General features: G+C 55.9%; 16 protein-coding genes. 4 read left to right on the forward strand and 12 right to left on the reverse strand.

The features are described from left to right. Window positions 1–6: 6 nt before the first annotated feature. The 6 genes from H7K56_RS03980 to serC form a co-directional block, all read right to left on the reverse strand. The gene (locus H7K56_RS03980; RefSeq protein WP_249042715.1) at window positions 7–2,235 is read right to left on the reverse strand and encodes a DNA internalization-related competence protein ComEC/Rec2; all 2,229 of its coding nucleotides are present in this window, start codon (window positions 2,233–2,235) and stop codon (window positions 7–9) included. A gap of 232 nt (window positions 2,236–2,467) precedes the next feature. Beyond that, window positions 2,468–2,752, reverse strand: a complete 285-nt coding sequence (gene ihfB, locus H7K56_RS03985; protein ID WP_010618275.1) for an integration host factor subunit beta — start codon at window positions 2,750–2,752, stop codon at window positions 2,468–2,470. Window positions 2,753–2,838: 86 nt separating this feature from the next. Continuing rightward, window positions 2,839–4,512, reverse strand: a complete 1,674-nt coding sequence (rpsA, locus tag H7K56_RS03990) for a 30S ribosomal protein S1 (protein ID WP_021508345.1) — start codon at window positions 4,510–4,512, stop codon at window positions 2,839–2,841. A gap of 122 nt (window positions 4,513–4,634) precedes the next feature. Beyond that, window positions 4,635–5,315 carry a (d)CMP kinase gene (gene cmk, locus H7K56_RS03995; protein ID WP_021508346.1) on the reverse strand — a complete coding sequence of 227 codons (681 nt, stop codon included), beginning with the start codon at window positions 5,313–5,315 and terminating at the stop codon, window positions 4,635–4,637. Window positions 5,316–5,513: 198 nt separating this feature from the next. Then, a complete protein-coding gene (gene aroA, locus H7K56_RS04000; protein WP_150360631.1) occupies window positions 5,514–6,800 on the reverse strand; it encodes a 3-phosphoshikimate 1-carboxyvinyltransferase in 1,287 nt (428 codons plus the stop codon). A gap of 85 nt (window positions 6,801–6,885) precedes the next feature. Further along, window positions 6,886–7,971 carry a 3-phosphoserine/phosphohydroxythreonine transaminase gene (serC, locus tag H7K56_RS04005; RefSeq protein ID WP_150360630.1) on the reverse strand — a complete coding sequence of 362 codons (1,086 nt, stop codon included), beginning with the start codon at window positions 7,969–7,971 and terminating at the stop codon, window positions 6,886–6,888. A 311-nt stretch (window positions 7,972–8,282) separates the two neighbouring features. On the opposite strand from serC, the gene ycaO reads away from it, so the two are divergent. From ycaO to pflA, 4 genes are all read left to right on the forward strand, one after another. Beyond that, window positions 8,283–10,046 (forward strand): 30S ribosomal protein S12 methylthiotransferase accessory factor YcaO, encoded by a 1,764-nt coding sequence (gene ycaO, locus H7K56_RS04010; protein ID WP_127833869.1) that lies wholly within the window; start codon window positions 8,283–8,285, stop codon window positions 10,044–10,046. 353 nt (window positions 10,047–10,399) lie between these two features. Beyond that, the gene (gene focA, locus H7K56_RS04015) at window positions 10,400–11,260 is read left to right on the forward strand and encodes a formate transporter FocA (protein WP_021508350.1); all 861 of its coding nucleotides are present in this window, start codon (window positions 10,400–10,402) and stop codon (window positions 11,258–11,260) included. Between the two features lie 69 nt (window positions 11,261–11,329). After that, window positions 11,330–13,612 (forward strand): formate C-acetyltransferase, encoded by a 2,283-nt coding sequence (gene pflB, locus H7K56_RS04020; protein ID WP_150360629.1) that lies wholly within the window; start codon window positions 11,330–11,332, stop codon window positions 13,610–13,612. 163 nt (window positions 13,613–13,775) lie between these two features. Next, window positions 13,776–14,516, forward strand: a complete 741-nt coding sequence (pflA, locus tag H7K56_RS04025) for a pyruvate formate lyase 1-activating protein (protein WP_058780812.1) — start codon at window positions 13,776–13,778, stop codon at window positions 14,514–14,516. A 98-nt stretch (window positions 14,517–14,614) separates the two neighbouring features. Here the strand turns inward: pflA and H7K56_RS04030 are convergent, their stop codons facing one another. The 6 genes from H7K56_RS04030 to lrp all read right to left on the reverse strand — a co-directional run bounded on the left by H7K56_RS04030 (window position 14,615) and on the right by lrp (window position 23,642). Next, entirely contained in the window at window positions 14,615–15,766 is a 1,152-nt protein-coding gene (locus H7K56_RS04030; protein WP_132465344.1) for an MFS transporter, read from the reverse strand. 313 nt (window positions 15,767–16,079) lie between these two features. Continuing rightward, entirely contained in the window at window positions 16,080–17,372 is a 1,293-nt protein-coding gene (serS, locus tag H7K56_RS04035; RefSeq protein ID WP_104186998.1) for a serine--tRNA ligase, read from the reverse strand. A gap of 97 nt (window positions 17,373–17,469) precedes the next feature. Further along, the gene (locus H7K56_RS04040; protein ID WP_021508355.1) at window positions 17,470–18,816 is read right to left on the reverse strand and encodes a replication-associated recombination protein A; all 1,347 of its coding nucleotides are present in this window, start codon (window positions 18,814–18,816) and stop codon (window positions 17,470–17,472) included. Window positions 18,817–18,823: 7 nt separating this feature from the next. Then, complete coding sequence (gene lolA / locus H7K56_RS04045) at window positions 18,824–19,435, reverse strand: outer membrane lipoprotein periplasmic chaperone LolA (protein WP_150360628.1); 612 nt, start codon at window positions 19,433–19,435, stop codon at window positions 18,824–18,826. 173 nt (window positions 19,436–19,608) lie between these two features. After that, on the reverse strand, window positions 19,609–23,028 hold the full coding sequence (locus H7K56_RS04050; protein WP_150360627.1) for a DNA translocase FtsK 4TM domain-containing protein: 3,420 nt from the start codon (window positions 23,026–23,028) through the stop codon (window positions 19,609–19,611). Window positions 23,029–23,147: 119 nt separating this feature from the next. Beyond that, window positions 23,148–23,642, reverse strand: coding sequence for a leucine-responsive transcriptional regulator Lrp (lrp, locus tag H7K56_RS04055; protein WP_006118610.1), 495 nt, complete (start codon window positions 23,640–23,642; stop codon window positions 23,148–23,150). Window positions 23,643–23,888: the final 246 nt, after the last annotated feature.

Consider the following 23,888-nt stretch of genomic DNA (forward strand, 5'->3'; position numbering starts at 1 on the left):
CTCATTCTACCTGGAATCGCGTTTGACGCCAAACCACTGATGATACCAGCGGGGGATTATTTGCTCTCTTAACCCCTTAATCTGCCAGCGACCCTGCCGTATCGCGATGTGAATCTGGCCTGATTGCGCAGTGTCATACCAGCGATAGCCCTGCTCGCGGTAACGCTGGACCACGGCGACGGCGGGCATACGCCAGGCGTTATAGCGCGCCAGCGAAGCCAGCGCCGCCTGCCCGGCAACACTCCGTAACAGTAAAGGGCCGGAGGAGCTCCGGCTGCCATGATGGGGCACCTGGATAACCGTAGATTGTAAGCCGCCCTTTTCCAGGGCGACCAGCTTGCGCTCCGCCTCCAGCTCAATGTCCCCGGTCAGTAACAGGCTGAACTGACCATCATCCACACGCACTACGCAGGAGTCGTTATTTTGCCCGGCAGTCTGCGCGTGCGGCGGCCATAGCGCGTGAAAGTGCAAACGCCCCCACTGCCACTGCTGGCCGCGATAGCACGGCAGATGCCCGGGCTCGCCGAGCGCGCTGCGTACCCGCAGACCAGGCTGCGCCTGTTGCAGCGCGGCTAATCCACCACGGTGATCGAGATGCTTGTGGCTCAGGATCACCCCTTGCAGTTGGCGCCCGGTGTAGTGCAGCCAGGGTAACAAAACCCGCCCGCCTGCATTGTCCTCTGCCCAGCCGGGTCCGCTGTCATACAGCATCACCTCATCTCCCTGGCTGATCGCCACCGCCAGACCATGTCCGACATCGATCATGTCAATCTGCCAGTCGTCCTGCTGGGCATTGCTGCGCCAGAACCACAGCGAGAGCAACAGCGCGCAGCAGGGCATCAACGCCTTCGCGAGCAAGCCGCTGCGCCACAGCGCCAGCCCGGCCCAGAGCAGCAGCACCGCCGGCAGCGTATCGCTCCAGCGCCACCATCCAGCGGGCAGCCACGCCAGCCCCTGCATCACCAGGCTGACCGACAGATCGGCCAGCTGCCATAGCGGAACGGCGATTGCAGGCAGCGCCAACAGCATCGCCAGCAGAATCAGCGGCACGGTAATCAGCGACACCACCGGCACCGCCAGCAGGTTGGCCACTAGCGCGCTCAGGCTGAGCCCGTGGAACAGAAAGATCTGCAGCGGCGCCATCAGAATCATCATGCCCAATTGCAGGTGCAACAGTCGCAGCAGCAGCCAGCGGCGCGGCTGGCGGAAACGTGGCGGCAGAGGAAACCACTGAAACCACAGTATCAGCATCGCCACGGCCAGCGCCGACAGCCAAAAGCTTTCTGACAGCACCGTTAGCGGATCAAGCCATAACAAACTCCCCATGCAGAGCGTCCACACCTGCCAGTTGCTCAGCTGCCAGCCAGCTATACGCGTCGCCAGCCACAGCGTTAACGCCAGCATCGCGCGCTGTGCCGGAGGATGACTGCCGGAGATCCAGCAATAGGCTGCCGCTGTTAACCCGCTGATCAGCAGCGGCATCAGATAGCCGATTTGCCTGGCAGGTAACACTAACTGGATGACGCGCGCCAGTAGCCAGCCTACGCTGGCCGCCAGCGCGATATGCATGCCGGAGATGGCCATCAGATGTGCGGTACCGGTTTCGCGCAGCAAGGCTCGCTGGGCCGGGGTCATCGCATCACGCACGCCAAAGGCCAGTGCCTGTACTATCGCGGGCTGCGTTAACCCGGTGAAACGCGCCAGATGATGATTGATAAAACGCGTCCGCCAGCTGCAGCGCAGAGACTCAGCCTGCTGGCTGACTATACGCCCCTGCAGCGCGCTGTGGTTAGCAATGGCAAAACGCTGCAGATCAAATTCGCCCTCGTTGAGCCGGGCGTGCACCGCGCGTAGCCGCAGCTGCATCTGCCAGCGCTGTCCCGCACACCAGACGACCTCATCGCTGACATTACGCAGCGTGACAAACAACGGTGGAAAGACGTAGCGGTCACCTGCCCGGATTACCTGCGCCGTGAGCTGGTTCTTCGCGAGATTCACTGCAGTTATCTGAAGCGTGGCCGCCACCGGTGCCACGGTCAGTTGCTCAAGGGTATCGACCGTCTGACGCGCCTCGATCAGTGCCCAGCTCAACAGCAGCAAGCCCAGTCCGGCGTAGCGCAAAAGCATTACTGATGTACACGCCAGCAACAGTGCGCTTATTAACAGCAGCACAATGGTGCTGTAAGCAGGGATGTGCGGCAGCATACCCAGCGGCAGCGCCGCGAGGAGCATCATTCTGGCTACCACTATTATTGTCACGCGCACGCCCTCTTCTGTCATTGCCGCGGATTGTGCGCGCTGACAGAGGCAAAAGCATGTGGCTAAATGTCGATTTCAGAGAGGGATTACGCGCAGTTTATGGTGGTTGCAGGAAATGAACAGCAACATGGAAGCAGGATCGCAAACCTGAATACGAGGCAAAAAAAAACGACACCTGCAGGTGTCGTTTTTATCGTTCGGTAACGGCTTAGCCGTAGATATTTGCACGGTCACGCAATTCTTTGCCTGGCTTGAAGTGGGGAACGTATTTACCTTCCAGTTCCACTTTGTCACCCGTTTTCGGGTTACGACCAGTGCGCGGTGCGCGGTAGTGCAAAGAAAAGCTGCCGAATCCCCGGATTTCAATGCGCTCGCCCTGGGCCAGCGTAGTGGCCATGTGCTCGAGCATCTCTTTGACCGCATCCTCAACGACTTTCGCCGGGATATGAGTATGCTGGCCAGCAAGTCTTTCAATCAGTTCTGACTTGGTCATGTAACCTCCGGTTAATCCCTGTTTGGAAAGGTATGACAGCTTTTACCGAAACCGGACGATTTTCACCGTCCGGTGCTTCGGGTCGATTACTCGCCTTTAGCCGCTTTGAACGCTTCAGCCATTGCGTTAGAGAAGTTGCCATCTTCCTGTTTGGTGTTAACAGTGTTGATAGCTTCTTTCTCGTCAGCCTGGTCTTTAGCACGAACAGACAGGCTCACAACGCGGTTCTTACGGTCAACGCCGGTGAATTTCGCTTCAACGTCGTCGCCTACGCTCAGAACCTGAGTGGCGTCTTCGATGCGGTCCAGAGAAGCTTCAGAAGCGCGCAGGTAACCTTCTACGCCGTCAGCTAATTCTACTGTAGCACCTTTAGCGTCAACTGCAGTGACTTTACCCGTCACGATTGCGCCTTTCTTGTTCAGGGTGATGTAGTTGTTGAATGGATCTTCAGCCAGCTGCTTCACGCCCAGAGAAATACGCTCACGCTCTGCGTCAACCTGCAGTACAACGGCAGCGATTTCGTCGCCTTTCTTGTACTCACGAACGGCTTCTTCGCCAGTCGCGTTCCAGGAGATGTCAGACAGGTGAACCAGACCGTCGATGCCACCGTCCAGGCCGATGAAGATACCGAAGTCAGTGATTGACTTGATTTTACCTTCAACGCGATCGCCTTTGTTGTGGGTCTCTGCGAACTGCTGCCATGGGTTAGATTTGCACTGCTTCAGACCCAGGGAGATACGACGACGCTCTTCGTCGATGTCCAGAACCATAACTTCAACCACATCACCTACGTTGACAACTTTAGATGGGTGGATGTTTTTGTTGGTCCAGTCCATTTCAGACACGTGTACCAGGCCTTCAACGCCTTCTTCGATTTCAACGAAGCAGCCGTAGTCAGTCAGGTTGGTCACGCGACCGGTCAGTTTGGTACCTTCCGGATAACGCTTAGCGATAGCAACCCATGGATCTTCGCCCAGCTGTTTCAGGCCCAGAGATACACGAGTACGCTCGCGGTCGAACTTCAGCACTTTAACAGTGATTTCGTCGCCCACGTTGACGATTTCGCTTGGATGCTTAACGCGCTTCCACGCCATATCGGTGATGTGCAGCAGACCGTCAACGCCACCCAGGTCAACGAATGCGCCGTAGTCAGTGAGGTTCTTAACGATACCTTTGACTTCCATGCCTTCCTGCAGGTTTTCCAGCAGCTGATCGCGCTCAGCGCTGTTTTCAGATTCGATAACCGCGCGGCGAGAAACCACGACGTTGTTACGCTTCTGATCAAGCTTGATTACTTTGAATTCAAGCTCTTTGCCTTCCAGGTGCAGAGTGTCGCGGACCGGACGAACGTCAACCAGTGAACCTGGCAGGAACGCACGAATACCGTTCAGCTCAACTGTGAAGCCACCTTTAACTTTGCCGTTGATAACACCGGTAACAGTTTCAGCGTCTTCGTAAGCTTTTTCCAGCGTGATCCAAGCTTCGTGACGTTTAGCTTTCTCACGGGACAGCAGGGTTTCACCGAAGCCGTCTTCTACTGCATCCAGAGCAACGTCAACTTCGTCGCCCACCTGGATTTCCAGTTCGCCGGCTGCGTTCTTGAACTGCTCTGCAGGGATAGCAGATTCAGATTTCAGACCCGCATCAACCAGCACGACGTCTTTGTCGATAGCAACAACGACGCCACGAACGATGGAACCCGGACGGGTTTCGATTTCTTTCAGGGACTCTTCAAAGAGTTGAGCAAAAGATTCAGTCATATTGATAATCTTAGGATTCTTCAATTTAACGTCCACCTGACGTCATTGTCGGATGGGGTTGTTTCACATGCCCTGCACCGCTTCCCTGGCACAGGGTTACTACAATTCGGTCGCCGAAAAGATTAAATGCCCAGCTTCTGGCGGGCATAATCTAGTGCCTTTTCAATCACTTGCTCAATGGTCATGCTGGTTGAATCCAGCACCAGAGCATCAGCGGCTGGCACTAAAGGCGCGATGGCGCGGTTACGATCGCGGTCGTCGCGTTCCTTTATCTCGGATAAAAGGCGATCAAAGTTAACACTAAAGCCCTTTTCCTGCAACTGTAGCATACGGCGATGCGCACGCTCTTCGGAGCTGGCATCGAGGAAAATTTTAACGGGCGCGTCCGGGAAAACCACGGTGCCCATATCACGTCCATCGGCGATTAAACCCGGCTCCTCGCGGAAAGCACGCTGTCGGCGCAGCAAGGCTTCACGCACGCGTGGAAATGCCGCCACGCGCGACGCCGTATTGCTCACTTCCTGGGTGCGGATTTCGCCGGTGACATCCTCACCTTCCAGCACTACCTGCATTTCACCGTCTACCGACAGAAAACGCACGTCAAGGTGCGCCGCCATAGGCACCAGCGCTTCTTCCGACTCGATATCCACCTGATGATGCAGCGCGGCCAGAGCCAGTACGCGATAAATAGCCCCTGAATCCAGCAGGTGCCACTGCAACGACTCCGCCATCGCTTTACATAAAGTCCCTTTACCCGCGCCGCTTGGGCCATCAATGGTAATTACCGGGGCGATTGCCGTCATTGTTCTCTCCTGTTGCTGCATGCTGATGATCAGCCTTCTTGGCTGTCTGGATTGCGCGGCATTATACGCTGCCCGCGTCCGCTTGGTTACCCTTTAGCGTAGACAGCGCCAGAAATTTCGACAGTTTCAGAACAATTTCCCGCCAGTGAGGCCAGCAGAGGGTTCAGAAGCCCGGCACAGCGGTACCGGGCGGGCGGATTAGGATGCGTGGCTGATTTTTGCCAGCTGCTGGAAGTAATCCGGGAAGGTTTTTGCCGTGCAGCCGGGATCGAGAATGGTTACCGGCGTGTCGGACAGCGCAACCAGCGAGAAACACATCGCCATGCGGTGATCGTTGTACGTGCCGATATCGGCGTGCTGTAACTGCGCAGGCGGTGTGACGCGAATAAAATCGTGTCCCTCTTCCACTTCCGCCCCGACTTTACGCAACTCGGTCGCCATGGCCGCCAGGCGATCGGTCTCCTTTACGCGCCAGTTATAGATGTTGCGCATCAGCGTGGTACCTTCGGCAAACAGCGCGGTGGTAGCGATTGTCATTGCCGCATCCGGAATATGGTTCATGTCCATATCAATGGCGTTCAGCGCACCGCGCGTGCAGGCAATATAATCGTCGCCCCACTCGATCACCGCTCCCATCTTCTCCAGCACGTCGGCAAAACGGATGTCGCCCTGCACACTGTTGCGGCCAATCCCGGTAACGCGCACCGTGCCGCCTCTGATTGCCGCAGCGGCAAGGAAATAGGACGCTGACGACGCATCGCCTTCCACCAGATAATCACCCGGCGATTGATACTGCTGCTGACCTTTCACCACAAAGCGCTGGTAGTGCTGATTCTCAACGTCCACGCCAAAGCAACGCATCAGGTGCAGGGTGATATCAATGTAGGGTTTGGAAACCAGCTCGCCTTTAATAGTGATCGTGGTGTCGTTTTGTGCCAGCGGCGCGGTCATCAGCAGCGCCGTCAGGAACTGGCTGGAAACGCTGCCATCGACACTGACTTCGCCGCCGGTAAATCCGCCGTTCAGACGCAGCGGCGGATAGTCGGTTTGTTCGAGGTAATCAATGCGCGCGCCGCCCTGCCGTAACGCATCGACCAGATGGCCGATCGGACGCTCTTTCATGCGCGGTTCGCCGGTCAGCACCACCGACTGCTCGCCGAGGCACAGTGCGGCCGCCAGCGGACGCATCGCGGTTCCGGCATTGCCCAGAAACAATTCCAGCGGCTGACTGGCGCGCAGCGGCCCGCCATTGCCGACCACTTCGCACACGGTGCGATCGGCTGACAGGGTATAGCTGACGCCCAGCGCCTGCAGCGCATTCAGCATGTGTTTAACATCATCGCTGTCGAGCAGGTTGGTCAGGCGCGTGGTGCCGTTCGCCAGCGCGGCCAGTAACAGGGCGCGGTTTGATACGCTTTTTGAGCCCGGTAAGTTTACCGTGCCGTCAACGCGGGCAATCGGCTGTAAAGTCAGGGAGTCCTGCATGTGAAACCAAATCTCCAGAAATACGAGACCCTGTCCAGTGACAGGGTCTGATGCCAGCCGGGCAGGCTGGCACTAAAGTAGATAATTAACCGTGACGACGTTCGAAGTCGACCATGAATTCGGTCAGCGCTTTAACGCCTTCCAGCGGCATCGCATTGTAGATCGAGGCACGCATACCGCCAACCACACGGTGCCCCTTCAGCGCATGCAGGCCCGCCTTCAGTGATTCTTCAAGGAACACCTTATCCAGCACAGCATCGGCCAGCTGGAAAGGCACGTTCATCCGGGAACGGTTTTCTCTGGCGACGTCGTTACGGTAGAAGCTGCTGCTATCAATCACGCCGTACAGCAGATCGGCTTTCGCCTGATTAACCTTGTCCATCTCCGCTACACCGCCCTTCTCTTTCAGCCATTTGAACACCAGGCCGGAGAGATACCAGGCAAACGTCGGCGGGGTGTTAAACATCGAATCGTTTTCGGCCAGCACTTTGTAGTCGAGAATGGAGGGCACCCAGCGCTGCGCTTTGCCAAGCAGGTCATCACGCACCACCACCAGCGTCAGGCCAGCGGGACCGATGTTCTTCTGCGCGCCGGCATAAATCACGCCGTAGCGGCTGATGTCGAGGGGGCGGGACAGGATGGTCGAAGAGAGATCGGCCACCACCACTTTATCGCCGAAGTCTGGCTCTTCATCGATGGCAATACCGTCGATGGTTTCATTCGGGCAGAAATGCACATAAGCCGCATCATCGCTGAGCTGCCATTCACGCATCGGTAACAGTGCGCGTTTACCCTCACGGGTGGTTTTGATGTCAATGGCGTTCGGCGAGCAGAATTTTTCTGCTTCTTTAATAGCGCTGTGCGCCCAGTAGCCGCCGTCGATGTAATCCGCGCGGCTGGCATCGCCCAGCAGATTGCCCGGGATTGCCGCGAACTGCGCGCGCGCGCCGCCATGGCAGAATAATACTTTGTAGTTGGCCGGGATTTTCAGCAGATCGCGAAAATCCTGCTCCGCCGCTTCCGCGACTTCAATAAACTCTTTGCTGCGGTGACTGATTTCCATCACCGAGGTGCCTAAGCCATGCCAGTTTGTCAGTTCTTGTTCTGCACGACGAAGCACTTCCACCGGCAGCATTGCCGGTCCGGAGCTAAAATTATAAACCTGCGCCATTTCCCCTCACCATTGTCATATCGAACGGTTATGAATACCCCATCGGTTTTATCATTGCCTCCGGATGGCTGCAATCATTTATCCGGCAGCGATCACATTTCCAGAGCCCGCTCCACCGCAGCTTATGTCACAAATGTAATAAGCCACGGAATTTTGTGAGGCAGTGCGGTGAAGTAAAATCAGACAGCTGCCAGAGCGCGAAAAAGCCGTAACAATGCGTTGAGAAATTTGGCGGAGCAATAGCGAAGCAGGCGCAAAACCCGTATTATTGCGCGCTTTACGCCCAACCATCGACTTGAGAGAGCGCCACCATGACGCAAACGTTTATTCCAGGTAAAGACGCCGCACTGGAAGACTCCATCGCACGCTTCCAGCAGAAACTGCAGGATCTGGGTTTCAACATTGAAGAAGCTTCCTGGCTAAACCCGGTGCCGCACGTCTGGTCTGTGCACATTCGCGACCGCGACTGCCCGCTCTGTTTTACTAACGGTAAAGGCGCCAGTAAAAAAGCGGCGCTGGCCTCAGCGCTGGGCGAATATTTTGAGCGCCTCTCAACCAACTACTTCTTTGCCGATTTCTGGCTGGGCGAAACCATCGCTAACGGCGACTTCGTGCACTACCCGAACGAGAAATGGTTCCCGCTGAGCGACGATGACAGCCTGCCGGAAGGTATTCTGGATGCACGCCTGCGTAAGTTTTACGATCCGGAACAGAGCCTGAGCGCATCCGATCTGGTGGATCTGCAGTCTGGTAATGCCGATCGCGGTATTTGCGGCCTGCCATTTACCCGCCAGTCCGATCAGCAAACTGTTTACATTCCGATGAACATTATCGGCAACCTGTATGTGTCTAACGGCATGTCCGCTGGCAACACCGCCAATGAAGCGCGCGTACAGGGCTTATCCGAAGTGTTTGAGCGCCATATTAAAAACCGCATTATCGCGGAATCCATCAGCCTGCCGGAAATTCCTGAAGCGGTGATGCAGCGCTATCCTGGCGTGGTGGAGGCTATCAATCGTCTTGAAGCAGAAGGTTTCCCGATTTTCTCCTACGACGCTTCGCTGGGCGGCAACTATCCGGTGATCTGTGTGGTGCTGTTCAACCCGGCTAACGGCACCTGTTTTGCCTCTTTTGGCGCCCATCCGGACTTTGGTGTCGCGCTGGAACGTACCGTCACCGAACTGCTGCAGGGTCGCGGCCTGAAAGATCTCGACGTGTTTACCCCGCCCACCTTCGATGATGAAGAAGTGGCCGAACACGCTAACCTTGAAACCCACTTCATTGATTCCAGCGGTCTGATCTCCTGGGATATGTTCAAAGACGATGCCGACTATCCCTTTGTCGACTGGAGCTTTGCCGGCACCACCCATGAAGAGTTCGATACGCTGATGGCGATCTTCCGTGCGGAAGATAAAGAAGTGTATATCGCCGACTACGAACATCTGGGCGTTTACGCCTGCCGCATTATCGTACCGGGCATGTCTGATATTTACCCTGCCGAAGACCTGCTGCTGGCGAATAACAACATGGGTGCATCACTGCGTGAAACGCTGTTGTCCCTGCCGGCAACCCAGTGGCAACCCGAGGAGTATCTGGCTCTGATCGAACAGCTGGATGAAGAAGGTCATGATGACTTCACCCGCGTGCGTGAACTGCTGGGGCTGGCGACCGGCAAAGACAACGGCTGGTTCACGCTACGTATTGGCGAGCTGAAAGCGATGCTGGCGCTGGCCGGTGGCGATCTGGATCAGGCGCTGATCTGGACGGAATGGACCATGGAGTTCAACCAGTCGATCTTCAGCCCTGAGCGTGCCAATTACTACCGCTGCCTGCAGACTCTGCTGCTACTGGCGATGGAAGAAGATCGCGATCCGCTGCAGTATCATCGCGCCTTTGTGCGCATGTATGGCGAAGCCGCCGTCGACGCCGCTTCGGCTGCCATCAGCGGTGAGGCACCGTTCTACGGTCTGCAGGTGGTTGACCGCGATCTGCACGCGTTCCCGGCGCATCAGGCACTGCTGGCCGCGTATGAAAAATTACAGGCGGCAAAACGTCGTTACTGGTCTGCGAAATAAATCGGCGCATTTTTTCTGCGACCAATTAGCCTGAAAATTAACGGGCACTGGCAGTATCCAGTGCCCTTTTTTTATGCCGCTGAAAATTCATCGGGCGCAGAAAATAATAAATAACAATTCACTATCATTGATAAACAGCATTTAACAAAATAGCCCTTAAGCCAGCCGCATCTTCAACTTATTTTGCATAAATTAAAAATTATTTATTTAATAATATTCAAGGCTTTAATTGATTTTTTGCTCGTTTTGCGGCTTTGCTTAACCCTGCCGTTTCGGCAAATATGATCCACATCAACTCCTGACCTATACTCCTTTGTTAGTATCTTTACAGACAATTTCTGGAGAGCGTTAGTGTGAAAGCTGACAACCCTTTTAATTCATTATTACCGGCGGCGATGGCAAAAGTCGCAGAAGATGCCGGTGTCTATAAAGCGACTAAACATCCCTTAACCACCTTCTTTCTGGCTATCACTGCTGGCGTCTTTATTTCCATTGCCTTTGTGTTTTACATCACCGCCACCACGGGCAGCGGCACTATGCCGTATGGCATGGCCAAATTAATCGGTGGCATCTGCTTCTCACTGGGTTTGATGCTGGTAGTGGTCTGCGGCGCTGATTTGTTTACTTCAACGGTGCTGATCGTGGTGGCAAAAGCCAGCGGACGCATTACCTGGCTGCAACTGGGTCGTCACTGGCTCAATGTCTACGTTGGCAACCTGTGCGGCGCGCTGTTTTTTGTGGCGCTGATTTGGCTGGCCGGTGAGCATATGGTCGCAAATGGTGCCTGGGGATTAAATGTCTTACAGACCGCCGACCACAAAATGCATCATACGTTTATCGAAGCGGTAAGCCTCGGTACACTGGCTAACCTGATGGTGTGTCTGGCGGTGTGGATGAGCTACTCCGGCCGTAGCCTGCTCGACAAAATGGTAGCGATGATTTTACCGGTTGCGATGTTTGTAGCCAGCGGCTTTGAGCACAGCATCGCCAATATGTTCCTGATCCCGATGGCCATCATGATTCGCGATTTTGCCAGCCCGGAATTCTGGCAAATGACCGGTGCCAGCGCGGCGCAATTTCCTGCACTGGGCATTGGCGATTTTATTGTTAATAACCTGATTCCCGTAACCATCGGCAACATCATTGGCGGCGGTCTGTTAGTCGGGTTGACCTATTGGGTTATCTATCTGCGCGACGGTGAGTCCGCGCACTGAGTCATTAAGTACGGGCGTGCTGAGCAGCGCGCCATACGTTACAGTCTCCCTAAATAAGGCAGGTATATCATGTCCGAACTGAATGAAAAAATGGCGTCAGCCTGGGAAGGATTTAGCGCCGGTGAATGGCAGAACAGCGTCAACGTCCGTGACTTCATCCAAAAAAACTACACGCCGTATGAAGGTGACGAAGCATTCCTCGCCGGCGCGACGCCAGCCACCACCAAACTGTGGGACAGCGTGCTGGAAGGCATCAAAATTGAAAACCGTACCCATGCACCGGTTGATTTCGACACTGATTTAGCGTCTACCATCACCTCACACGATGCGGGCTATATTAACAAATCGCTGGAAACCATCGTTGGTCTGCAGACTGAAGCCCCGCTGAAACGCGCCATTATCCCGTTTGGCGGCATCAAAATGGTGGAAGGCTCCTGTAAAGTTTACGGCCGCGAGCTGGACCCAGCGCTTAAGAAAGTTTTCACCGATTACCGCAAAACCCACAACCAAGGCGTGTTTGACGTTTACACCCCGGATATCCTGCGCTGCCGTAAATCCGGCGTGCTGACCGGTCTGCCAGATGCATACGGCCGCGGTCGTATTATCGGTGACTACCGTCGCGTCGCGCTGTACGGCATCGACTTCCTGATGAAAGACAAAGTGGCTCAGTTCAACTCACTGCAGAGTGACATGGAAAATGGCGTTGATCTCGAAGCCACCATTCGCCTGCGTGAAGAGATTTCTGAACAGCACCGCGCACTGGGCCAGATCAAAGAGATGGCCGCCAAATATGGCTTTGATATCTCTCTGCCAGCCACCACCGCGCAGGAAGCAGTACAGTGGACCTACTTCGGTTACCTCGCAGCAGTGAAATCACAAAACGGTGCCGCGATGTCGTTTGGTCGCGTGTCCACTTTCCTCGACGTTTACATCGAGCGCGATATCAAAGCCGGTAAACTGAGCGAAGAGCAGGCGCAGGAGCTGATTGACCATCTGGTGATGAAATTGCGTATGGTGCGCTTCCTGCGTACGCCGGAATACGATGAGCTGTTCTCTGGCGACCCAATCTGGGCCACTGAATCACTGGCTGGTATGGGCGTTGACGGTCGTACGCTGGTGACGAAAAGCACCTTCCGCTTCCTGAACACGCTGTACACCATGGGTCCATCACCGGAACCAAACATGACCATCCTGTGGTCTGAGAAACTGCCGGTTAACTTCAAAAAGTATGCGGCAAAAGTCTCCATCGACACCTCATCGCTGCAGTATGAGAACGATGACCTGATGCGTCCGGACTTTGACAATGATGACTACGCCATCGCCTGCTGCGTGAGCCCGATGATTGTCGGTAAACAAATGCAGTTCTTCGGCGCACGTGCCAACCTGGCTAAAACACTGCTGTACGCAATCAACGGCGGTGTGGATGAGAAGCTGAAAATGCAGGTCGGCCCGAAAGAAGCGCCAATCACTGATGATGTCCTGGATTATGACACTGTGATGGCGCGTCTGGACCACTTCATGGACTGGCTGGCAAAACAGTACGTCACGTCACTCAACATCATCCACTACATGCATGATAAGTACAGTTATGAAGCCGCGCTGATGGCACTGCACGACCGTGACGTTTATCGTACCATGGCGTGTGGTATCGCGGGCCTGTCTGTCGCCGCGGACTCACTTTCAGCGATTAAATATGCCAAAGTGAAACCGGTACGTGACGCCGATGGTCTGGCAGTGGACTTCGAAATTGAAGGTGAATATCCGCAGTTCGGTAACAACGACCCGCGCGTGGATGATCTGGCCTGTGACCTGGTTGAACGTTTCATGAAGAAAATTCAGAAACTGCAGACCTACCGTAATGCGGTGCCAACGCAGTCGGTACTGACCATCACCTCCAACGTGGTATACGGTAAGAAAACCGGTAACACCCCGGATGGTCGTCGCTCCGGTGCGCCATTTGGACCCGGTGCCAACCCAATGCATGGCCGTGACCAGAAAGGTGCTGTCGCCTCACTGACTTCCGTGGCCAAACTGCCATTTGCCTACGCCAAAGACGGTATCTCTTATACCTTCTCTATCGTACCGAATGCGCTGGGCAAAGATGATAACGTGCGTAAAACCAACCTTGCTGGCCTGATGGATGGTTACTTCCACCACGAAGCCAGTATCGAGGGCGGCCAGCACCTGAACGTTAACGTCATGAACCGTGAAATGCTGCTGGATGCCATGGAGCACCCTGAGAAATATCCACAGCTGACCATCCGCGTTTCCGGTTATGCCGTACGTTTCAACTCGCTGACGAAAGAGCAGCAGCAGGATGTGATTACCCGTACCTTTATTCAGTCGCTGTAATCCTCCTCACTGTAATCGAAAGGCTCCTGCGGGAGCCTTTTCTCCACAAGCCAGTTTCGCCAGTCTGCTTTTGCAGGCAGTCTGGCAAAACCGACTTACATCCTCAGAGCACAACACAGATTGTGCCGCCTGCGCGCCAGGCTGAACCGGAGAATACATCGCAATGTCAACCATCGGTCGTATCCACTCGTTTGAATCCTGCGGCACCGTTGACGGTCCCGGCATCCGTTTTATCACCTTCTTCCAGGGCTGCCTGATGCGCTGCCTGTACTGCCACAACCGCGATACCTGGGACACTCACGGCGGTAAGGAAATCACCGTCGATGAGCTGATGAGGGATGTGCTGTCGTATCGCCACTTTATGAATGCGTCTGGTGGCGGCGTGACGGCATCCGGCGGTGAAGCCATTCTGCAGGCTGAATTTGTGCGCGACTGGTTTCGCGCCTGCCAGGCCGAGGGCATCCATACCTGCCTCGACACCAACGGCTTTGTGCGTCGTTACGATCCGGTGATCGATGAACTGCTTGATGCGACCGATCTGGTGATGCTCGACCTCAAGCAAATCAATGACGATATCCATGAGATTCTGGTCGGCGTGTCAAACCACCGCACGCTGGATTTCGCCCGCTATCTGCAAAAGCGCGGTAAAAGGACCTGGATTCGCTATGTGGTGGTGCCGGGTTATTCGGACGATGACGATTCGGTACATCGCCTCGGTGAATTTACTAAAGACATGACTAACATTGAGAAGATCGAGCTGCTGCCTTATCACGAGCTCGGCAAGCATAAATGGATTGCGATGGGTGAAGAGTACAAGCTGGAAGGCGTGAAGCCGCCAACGAAAGAGACCATGGAGCGGGTGAAAAATATTCTTGCCGGCTACGGCCATAACGTCATGTATTAAGACGGTTGGCCTGCAGCTGAAGCTTTACCGGCAAGAAACAGAGCGTTACCGCCGGGACATTTGCGACAGGTTGCGAATGTCCCGTTTAAGCACCGCCATCAGGCATGCGCTACCGGTGTTGCATGCTGATCGGCTTTACGCAGCAGCATCACCAGATAGACCAGCGCCACCACCGCAATCATCACAAACAGCAGGCGATCGGAATAGTTCTGCATCAGCATCGCGGTCATCCCCGGCCCGACCAGACTGCCAACGGTATAACTGAACAGCAGCGCCTGATTCATCGCCACCAGTTCATGATGCGCCACCGTTTCACACGCCCAGGACATCGCTACCGGATAAAGCGTAAAGCCAGCCAGCCCCAGCACAAACAGTGCCGGTGCCATTGCCGTTCCGCTCAGCATAGCAATCGCACCCAGAATCACCACGAACACCTGCACGCGCAGCACCATCAGGCGACCAAAGCGGTCGGCAAGACGTCCTACCGGCCACTGACCGACAATCCCGGCACTGACCAGCAGCGCCATCCAGTAACCCACGGTGGCATCGCTCATACCCTGATGCGAAAGATAAAGCGGCATCAGGCCGTAGAGCGAACCGAGCACGATACCGGAAATAATGCAGCCGTTGATACCCAAACGCGAACTGCGGCGGCGCAGCATGCTCCAGATACGCCCGGTTGAGGCTTCTTCAGTAGCCGCACCGGCGTTGACCTGCACAAACACCACGGGCAGCACGGCACAGACGATCAGCGCGCTCACCCAGGGAATGACGTGCAGCAGTTCTGTCGAGACACGGCTCACCAGCAGCTGACCGGCAACGGTGCCAAGATAGTAGATGATCATGTAAGCGGCCAGCAGCTGACCGCGATTGCGCACGGTACCGCTGCACAATAGTGCACTCTCAACCACCACCCAAATCAGTGCACAGCCTACGCCCGCGGTGAAGCGCAGCAGCGTCCAGCTGTAAAAGCCGTCCAGCAGCACCATGCCCATGGTTGCCAGCGCAAACAGTACGCTGGCAAGGTAAAAGCAGCGATTAAAGCCATGGCGATTAATCAACCAGCCCGCCAGCAAGGTGCCCAGTAAGTTGCCGGTGTAATAAGCAGAGCTCGCCATGCCCACCTGCCAGGTCGGCAGTTGATCGTGGGTGAGCCACAGCGGCACCAGCGTATTAAGCACAGCAATAGACACCGTCATCAGCATTAAGCCGCAAAGCAGCAGCAGGACGGGGCGCGACCAGGTTGACATAGGGAATAAAACCAAAAGAAATGAACAGATTTGCGCGCAGTTTGCCATTGGCGATGGCAAAGTCAATGTGCAAAAAAACAGCGCCGCACATTTTGCTGCTGAACAATTTATTATTTTTATCTTCAGCGGGTTACAGGGCTTGAGAAAGGTCTTATATCTGAATCTATCTACATGAATTTATACATTTTTGATGGTTTGACGCGTAGCGATGACGATAACGTTTATTTCTGATTAATTCCGGTTAAAAAATAATGCCTGACGCGCTTAAGAAATAAAAAACCCGGCCTGAGCCGGGTTAGTGCATGAATGCCAGTTAACCGATATATTCCAGCCCGCCCATATACGGGCGCAGCACGTCCGGCACCGCAATGCGACCATCCGCCTGCTGATAGTTTTCCAGCACGGCCACCAGCGTACGACCCACCGCCAGGCCTGAACCATTCAGCGTGTGCACCAGACGCGGTTTTTTGTCCGTTTTGCTGCGGCAGCGAGCCTGCATGCGGCGCGCCTGGAAATCCCACATATTCGAGCAGGAGGAGATTTCACGGTAAGTGTCTTGTGCCGGCAGCCAGACTTCCAGGTCATAGGTTTTGGCTGAGCCGAAGCCCATGTCACCAGTGCACAGCAGCACTTTACGGTACGGCAGGTTCAGCAGCTGCAGGACTTTCTCTGCATGGCCGACCAGCTCTTCCAGCGCTTCCATAGAGGTTTCCGGTGCGACGATCTGCACCATCTCCACTTTGTCGAACTGGTGCATACGGATCAAACCGCGCGTATCGCGGCCGTAAGAACCGGCTTCGGAACGGAAGCAAGGCGTGTGAGCAGTGAGTTTGATCGGCAGAGATTCCTCTTCAACGATCTCATCGCGCACCAGGTTAGTCAGCGGCACTTCGGCGGTCGGGATCAGCGCATAGTTACTGCTGCCTGCTTCTTCGCCCAGCGGTTTGGTATGGAACAGATCCTCACCAAATTTTGGTAACTGACCGGTACCGTACAGCGTCTCGTGGTTCACCAGATACGGCACGTAAGTTTCCAGATAACCGTGCTGCTGGCTGTGCAGATCGATCATGAACTGGCTCAGCGCACGATGCAGACGGGCAATCTGGCCCTGCATCACGATAAAGCGTGAACCGGTCAGTTTCACCGCCGAGGCGAAATCCAGCCCTTTGACCGCTTCACCCAGCTCTACATGGTCTTTCACCGGGAAATCGAACTGGCGCGGCTGGCCCCAGCGGCTCACTTCCTGGTTTTCGCTGTCATCTTTACCCAGCGGCACTTCATCGGCCGGCAGGTTCGGCAGCGCGAGCGCAAAGTCACGAATTTCGTTCTGCAGGGTATCCAGCTCTGCTTTCGCCGCATCCAGGCGTTCGCCCAGCGCGTTCACTTCCTGACGCAGCGGCTCGATATCTTCCCCACGTGCTTTGGCCTGACCGATGGATTTGGAGCGGGAGTTACGCTCAGCCTGCAGGTTTTCAGTTTCTACCTGCAAAACCTTACGACGCTCTTCGAGGGAGCGCAGCGTATCCACATCCAGTTTAAATCCCCGGCGTGCCAGTTTTTCTGCGACTGCGTCTGGCTCATTACGCAGCAGATTGGGATCGAGCATGCTTATCCTGTGTAATAAAAGGTTGATTGAACGAATGGAGGGATGCATTCCACCGGAATGCATTGAAATCCTTGCTCACCTTACCGTAACGCGTTTATCAGCGGTAGCGTTTTATCGGGCTATTTTGATCCTGTTCAGCAAGCCAGGCGAGTTTTTCACCAATCTTGCTTTCAAGGCCACGATTGGTGGGTTGATAGTAGCGCGTCTGCGCCATTTCCGGCGGGAAAAACACCTCGCCGGCCGCATAGGCATTGGGTTCGTCATGCGCGTAACGGTACTCTTTGCCGAGGCCCATTTCTTTCATCAGCTTCGTCGGTGCATTGCGCAGATGTTCCGGCACATCGTAATCCGGGAACTCACGTGCATCACGCATCGCCGCTTTGAAGGCGGTATAAACAGCATTGCTTTTTGGCGCGCAGGCCAGATAAACAATTGCCTGGGCAATTGCACGTTCCCCTTCCGCAGGCCCGACGCGGGTAAAACAATCCCATGCGGCAATTGCTACCTGCATGGCGCGCGGATCAGCATTACCGACATCTTCCGAAGCAATCGCCAGCAGCCGCCGCGCCACGTACAGCGGATCGCCACCGGCAGTGATGATGCGCGCGTACCAGTAAAGCGCCGCATCCGGGGCTGAACCACGAACCGATTTGTGCAGTGCCGAGATGAGATCGTAAAAGCGGTCGCCTTTGTTATCGAAACGCGCCGCGCGTTCACCCGACACTTCATTCAGCAGCTGAGGCGTTAGCTCCCGCTGTCCCTGCGCATTGAGCTCAGCCATATCGGCCATCATTTCCAGCGTATTCAGTGCGCGTCGTGCATCACCATTGACCAGTTCAGCGATCATGCGCCGGGTATTGTCCGGTAACAGAATATCGCTGTCGCCGTAACCGCGCGTTTTATCCTGCATCGCCTGATCCAGCACCTGTTCGATATCCGCGCTGGTCAGCGATTTAAGCAGATAAACGCGGGCGCGCGACAGCAGTGCCGAGTTCAGTTCAAAGGAGGGATTTTCCGTGGTTGCGCCAATGAAGGTGATGGTGCCATCTTCAATGTGTGGCAGAAACGCATCCTGCTGGCTCTTGTTGAAGCGATGCACCTCATCAACAAACAGAATAGTGCGACGCCCCACCTGGCGATTCTGCCGCGCGCGCTCAATGGCCTCGCGGATCTCTTTAACGCCGGAAGTCACCGCTGAAATGCGTTCGACGTCGGCTTTGCCGTAATGCGCGATAATCTCCGCCAGCGTGGTTTTACCGGTCCCCGGCGGTCCCCATAAGATCATGGAGTGCAGCTGACCCGCCTCAATAGCGCGCGGCAACGGCTTACCGGCCGCGAGCAGATGCTGCTGACCAATATATTGCTGCAGCGTCGCTGGCCGCATACGCGCAGCCAGCGGTCTGAACTCATTTGACGGTGCAAAATCCAGCGACAGGTTACTCACCCTCACCTCACTGACGTTGATCGTCCACCGTTACCCCTTTTGGCGGCGTAAAGGTGAATTTATCCGGGCTGATAGCGCCGTTTTTCTGGCTCTTCAGCTGATAGTTGCTGCGCTGTCCATCCTGCTCGATCGCGCTGAACTGATTGATGGTGCCTGCGGAAGTGACATTGATGGTGAACTGTTTCAGGTTGCCATCGCTGCTTTTAGGCGTCAGCTCAAAATTATCACCCTGCTGCTTAATGTTGTACTGCTGCCAGTCAGAGGGCTGGTTACGCGCAATCAGCATAAACGGCGTGTTGCTGGTGGCATTCTGCAGCAGGCTTACGCTCGCCTGTTCCACAAAAGGATTATAGAACCACAGATTTTTACCGTCGGAGATAATCACGCTTTCGTCCGGTGCAGTCATGTGCCAGTTAAACAGGCTCGGACGTTTTACCCACAGTTCGCCTTCGCCGTCCTGCACATTTGCGCCGCTACCGTCAGTCACCTTCTGACTGAAGCTGGCATGGAAGCTGTTCACTTTATTAAGGCGCTGCTGCAGATCGCTGGAAGCATCCGCCAGGGCAGAAGAAGCAACAAAACCGGCCAGCAGGCCACAGGCAATAACGCGAAATTTCATCTGATACGATTCCTTATTCATGGTTTCCTGACACTTACTGCATTAACCGTAGTCGCCGCTCCGTCAGTTCGACAGGAGAAAAAGCCGAAAGCTCCCAATGATATGGGGATCGGACCACAGATAAACAACGGGCCAGTTTACACTGGCCCGGCATAACACTGCGGAGAAAAGTCTTACATTTCGTGAGGTGGCGGTGACAGCACTTCACGGTTACCGTTGTGACCTGGCTCCGAGACAATGCCCTGCGCCTCCATCTGTTCGATAATCCGCGCCGCGCGGTTGTAGCCAATACGGAACTGGCGCTGCACGCCGGAGATCGACGCGCGGCGTTTCTCCACCACGAACGCCACCGCCTGGTCAAACAGCGGATCCAGCTCTTCATCGCCGTCCAGGCCGCCAGCACCGCTTTCACTCTCTTCACCGGCGGTGATGCTGTCGATGTACTGCGGTCGCCCACGCGCTTTCCAGTCCTGCACGACTGCATGCACTTCCTGGTCACGCACAAAGGCGCCGTGAACACGTACCGGCATGGAGGAGTTAGGTGGCATGTAAAGCATGTCACCCATACCCAGCAGGGATTCCGCACCGCCCTGATCGAGAATGGTACGCGAGTCAATTTTACTGGATACGGTAAAGGCGATACGCGTCGGAATGTTGGCTTTAATCAGGCCGGTAATCACATCCACCGACGGACGCTGGGTAGCCAGCACCAGGTGAATACCTGCGGCACGGGCTTTCTGTGCCAGGCGCGCGATTAGCTCTTCGACCTTCTTGCCCACCGCCATCATCAGGTCAGCAAACTCATCAACCAACACCACAATGTACGGCAGTTTTTCCAGCACCGGCGGCGTGGTGTCCATGCTGTCGCCCGGTTTCCAGAACGGGTCCGGAATTGGCCGGCCCATCGCGGCCGCCTGCTCGATCTTCTCGTTATAGCCAGCCAGATTACGCACGCCCAGCGCAGACATCAGCTTATAGCGGCGCTCCATTTCGACCACACTCCAGCGCAGCGCGTTGGCCGCGTCTTTCATGTCGGTGACCACTTCCGTCAGCAGATGGGGAATGCCCTCATACACTGACAGCTCGAGCATTTTCGGGTCGATCATGATAAAGCGCACTTCTTCCGGCGTGGCTTTATACAGCATGCTGATGATCATGGTGTTGACGCCAACCGACTTACCGGAACCGGTGGTACCGGCCACCAGCAGGTGCGGCATCTTCGCCAGATCGGCCACCACGGGCTGACCAGAAATATCTTTACCCAGCACCACCGACAGCGGCGAAGGGTTGTCTCGGAACTTATCGCAGTCCAGCACCTCACGCAGATAGACGGTCTGACGATGTTTATTGGGGAGTTCGAGGCCGACATAAGGCTTGCCCGGAATCACCTCAACCACACGCACCGCAACGGCAGAGAGCGAACGTGCCAGGTCACGCGACAGGTTAGAAATACGTGCCGCCTTGACGCCCGGCGCCAGATCCAGCTCAAAGCGGGTGATTACCGGCCCCGGAGAGATACCCACCACTTCGGCTTTCACGCGGTAATCCGCCAGACGCGCTTCAACCAGACGCGCGGTCTGTTCCAGTGCGAACATATCCACCGGCTCCTCTTCCGCCGGCGGCGACGTCAGCAGATCCAGCGTCGGCAGCGGCGTGGAAGGTTTCTCCAGCGGCTGTTCGTGACGTACCAGGAAGGGGTGGAACAGGCTGTCCTGCGCAGGGGCGACAGGCTTCGGCGTTTCAGCCGGCGCGGCGTAAACCTCGTCGTCTGGCGTTGACCACGGGCTGGTTTCCTCACTCAGCGATGCGGGTACCGCCGGCTCAGGTGCCGCTGGCTGCTGCCACTGGGCCGGAGCGTCCGGCTCTGGCGTGGCGGCAATGGTAAACAGCGGTTCGCTCGGCGTGTCATCAACCAGATCTTTCATCGGAGAGAAATCAAACGCGGCTGAGGTATCCAGATTAAATACCGGCGCGCTCTCCTGCTCAGGCTGGCTGTAACGCTGTTGCTGCTGCTGAGCAAACTGCTGCGCCAGCTGGGCCTGCTGCAGCGCCTCTTCATCTTCTTCCTCTGCCGGCTGCTGCTGCCAGCTGTCGCCGTACCGCTGCTGCTGCTGCGAATGGAACGCTTCGCGCAGCTGGGCTTCCTGCAGCGCAGCGTTATCATCATCGTGCGGCTGTGGCACTTGCCAGCTGGCGCTGATTTCTGGCTGCTGCTGGTCGGCCTCTTCACGGGCCTTCTCTTCTGCCATGCGTTGCGATGGCAGTTTGATACCGTATGAGGCCAGCTCACGCCGGGTTGGCAGCTTAACTTTGTTAGGACGCGGCAGTTCCGGGCCGATGCCCTGTTTCACCTGCGGGTTGTAATCGCGCTCCGGCACCACATCAAAGGCTGGCGTGTAAGCCGCAGAGCGGGCAGCAGCGGCGGCCGTCGCTGAACCGAGTGCGGCAGCGGCTGCCGTATTCAGCGGTGTGGCGGCCTGATCGGCACTCTGCCAGTTACCCATGCGCGGGCCATCGTCTTCTTCAGCAAGCGAGAAGGCGTCGGCGGCCGGTGACGCAGGCACTTCGAAGCGATATAACGGGGGAGCCGCTGGCGTGGGTTCTGCTGGCGGAATAGCTGGCGCCGCAGGCGCACTGGCAACGGCTGCCGATGCCGGGACAGCCGCAGCCAGCTGTGACGGCGCAGGTTGTGAAGCTACGTTTACCGCCGGTGCGGATGGTTCAGGCGCAGCGACGGCCGGCGCCTGACGTGCGGCGTCACTGGTGGCGGCCAGCGCAGCCGCGGTAGCCGCACTGGCTTTCGCCAGCAGGGGATCCTCGCTGGCCACTTCAGCCACAGGTTCCGCTACCTGTCGGGGCTTAGCCAGCAGTACGTCATCTTCGTCGTCCTGAGCCGGCGCAGCGCGCAGTGGCGGAACCGCGTCGTCGGGGTGCGCCTCGTCGTAGTCGTCTTCTTCCTGCCAGGGTTCATCATGGCGCGAGCGGTTGCTGGCAAAGGTCAGCACGCCCATCACCACGCTGCCGATCTTCTCGGCAATCGCCAGCCAGGACCAGCCGGTATAAAGCGTGATACCCGCCGCCCAGACGCACAGCAGCGTCAGCGTGCCACCGGCACCGCTGAACCACGGCGCCATCGCATTGCTCACCAGGCTGCCAATTACGCCGCCGGAGGCAAAATACCAGATATCGTCCACGTTCAGCGCAGCCAGTCCGCAGGTAGTCACCACCAGCGCCAGCACGCCAATCAGCCGCAGGCCCACCGCAAAATAGTCGATGTAATCCTGGCGATCGCGCTGACGGAAGGTGATCCAGCACAGACCAATAATCACTGGCGGAATGGCGTAGGCCATCACACCAAAAATAAACAGCAGGGTATCGGCCAGCCATGCGCCCACGCTGCCGCCCAGATTGTGGATCGGCTCGTGCCAGGCGGTTTGTGACCAGCTGGGATCGGAGGGATTAAAGCTAACCAGCGACACCATCAGATAGATGGCAAACAAGGCCACCAGGATGAGCAACGCTTCCAGCAGCCGACGTCCGCTGCTCAGTGGTTGTAATGAAACGTCTTTATCTTCTGTATATTCCTGGCTCAAGAGAACTCTCCAGGTGCCTGTAAATTAAGAAGGCAACAGCGCCAGGCTTGCCTGACGCTGGTCCTGTATGAATTCACAGGAGTGTACCGAAATCCTGCAAGCTTTGCACCTGCCCTGCGTTACCGGGTCTTAATCACCAGACGATTGCTCTGTTTGACCTCTTCCATCACCACGTAGGTACGGGTGTCGTTGACGCCCGGCAGGCGCAGCAAGGTCTCACCCAGCAGTTTACGGTAGGCGGACATATCCGGCACGCGGGTTTTCAACAGGTAGTCAAAGTCACCGGAAACGAGGTGACATTCTTGAGTTTCCTCAAGTTTTTGTACAGCGGCGTTAAATTGTTCAAACACATCTGGCGCGCCGCGATTCAGAGTAATCTCAACGAATACCAGCAGTGAAGCATCGAGATAGTGCGGGTTCAGCTGCGCGGTGTAGCCCAGAATGAAACCCTGACGTTCCAGGCGACGTACGCGTTCAAGACAAGGTGTTGGCGAGAGGCCGACACGTTTTGAAAGCTCAACGTTGGAAATACGACCGTCTTTCTGCAGTTCATTCAGAATATTTCTGTCGATCCGATCCAGATCTTTTCCGGGGCGTTTCTTGTTGTCTACCATTATTATTGTCTCTCTTAATTCCTTCCCTTTACCTGCCAAACCCTGAAAACGTTCAATGTTCAGGGCCTTACTGAAGTGAAGTCTTTAAGCCTGTGCAGTAACGCGACCATCCGTATGACGCATGCTGTCTGTCCACATCATGCGTCATTACCAATGTCAGGCTGAGTTTATTTGGCGAAATTGCGCAAAACAGAGCTGAAATTCTGTTTCGAACCGCTAAATTTTCTCTGCTTCTGACAATGTTTT

The sequence above is a fragment of the Pantoea dispersa genome, from assembly GCF_014155765.1.
Classification (GTDB): Bacteria; Pseudomonadota; Gammaproteobacteria; order Enterobacterales; family Enterobacteriaceae; genus Pantoea; species Pantoea dispersa.

Excerpts from the sequence above, each read along its gene's own strand:
- lrp (WP_006118610.1), bottom strand. The coding sequence starts at position 23,642 with ATGGTAGACAACAAGAAACGCCCCGGAAAAGATCTGGATCGGATCGAC.
- H7K56_RS03980 (WP_249042715.1), bottom strand. The coding sequence starts at position 2,235 with ATGATGCTCCTCGCGGCGCTGCCGCTGGGTATGCTGCCGCACATCCCT.
- ycaO (WP_127833869.1), top strand. The coding sequence starts at position 8,283 with ATGACGCAAACGTTTATTCCAGGTAAAGACGCCGCACTGGAAGACTCC.
- H7K56_RS04030 (WP_132465344.1), bottom strand. The coding sequence starts at position 15,766 with ATGTCAACCTGGTCGCGCCCCGTCCTGCTGCTGCTTTGCGGCTTAATG.
- pflB (WP_150360629.1), top strand. The coding sequence starts at position 11,330 with ATGTCCGAACTGAATGAAAAAATGGCGTCAGCCTGGGAAGGATTTAGC.
- serS (WP_104186998.1), bottom strand. The coding sequence starts at position 17,372 with ATGCTCGATCCCAATCTGCTGCGTAATGAGCCAGACGCAGTCGCAGAA.
- pflA (WP_058780812.1), top strand. The coding sequence starts at position 13,776 with ATGTCAACCATCGGTCGTATCCACTCGTTTGAATCCTGCGGCACCGTT.
- aroA (WP_150360631.1), bottom strand. The coding sequence starts at position 6,800 with ATGCAGGACTCCCTGACTTTACAGCCGATTGCCCGCGTTGACGGCACG.
- serC (WP_150360630.1), bottom strand. The coding sequence starts at position 7,971 with ATGGCGCAGGTTTATAATTTTAGCTCCGGACCGGCAATGCTGCCGGTG.
- ihfB (WP_010618275.1), bottom strand. The coding sequence starts at position 2,752 with ATGACCAAGTCAGAACTGATTGAAAGACTTGCTGGCCAGCATACTCAT.
- cmk (WP_021508346.1), bottom strand. The coding sequence starts at position 5,315 with ATGACGGCAATCGCCCCGGTAATTACCATTGATGGCCCAAGCGGCGCG.
- lolA (WP_150360628.1), bottom strand. The coding sequence starts at position 19,435 with ATGAAATTTCGCGTTATTGCCTGTGGCCTGCTGGCCGGTTTTGTTGCT.
- rpsA (WP_021508345.1), bottom strand. The coding sequence starts at position 4,512 with ATGACTGAATCTTTTGCTCAACTCTTTGAAGAGTCCCTGAAAGAAATC.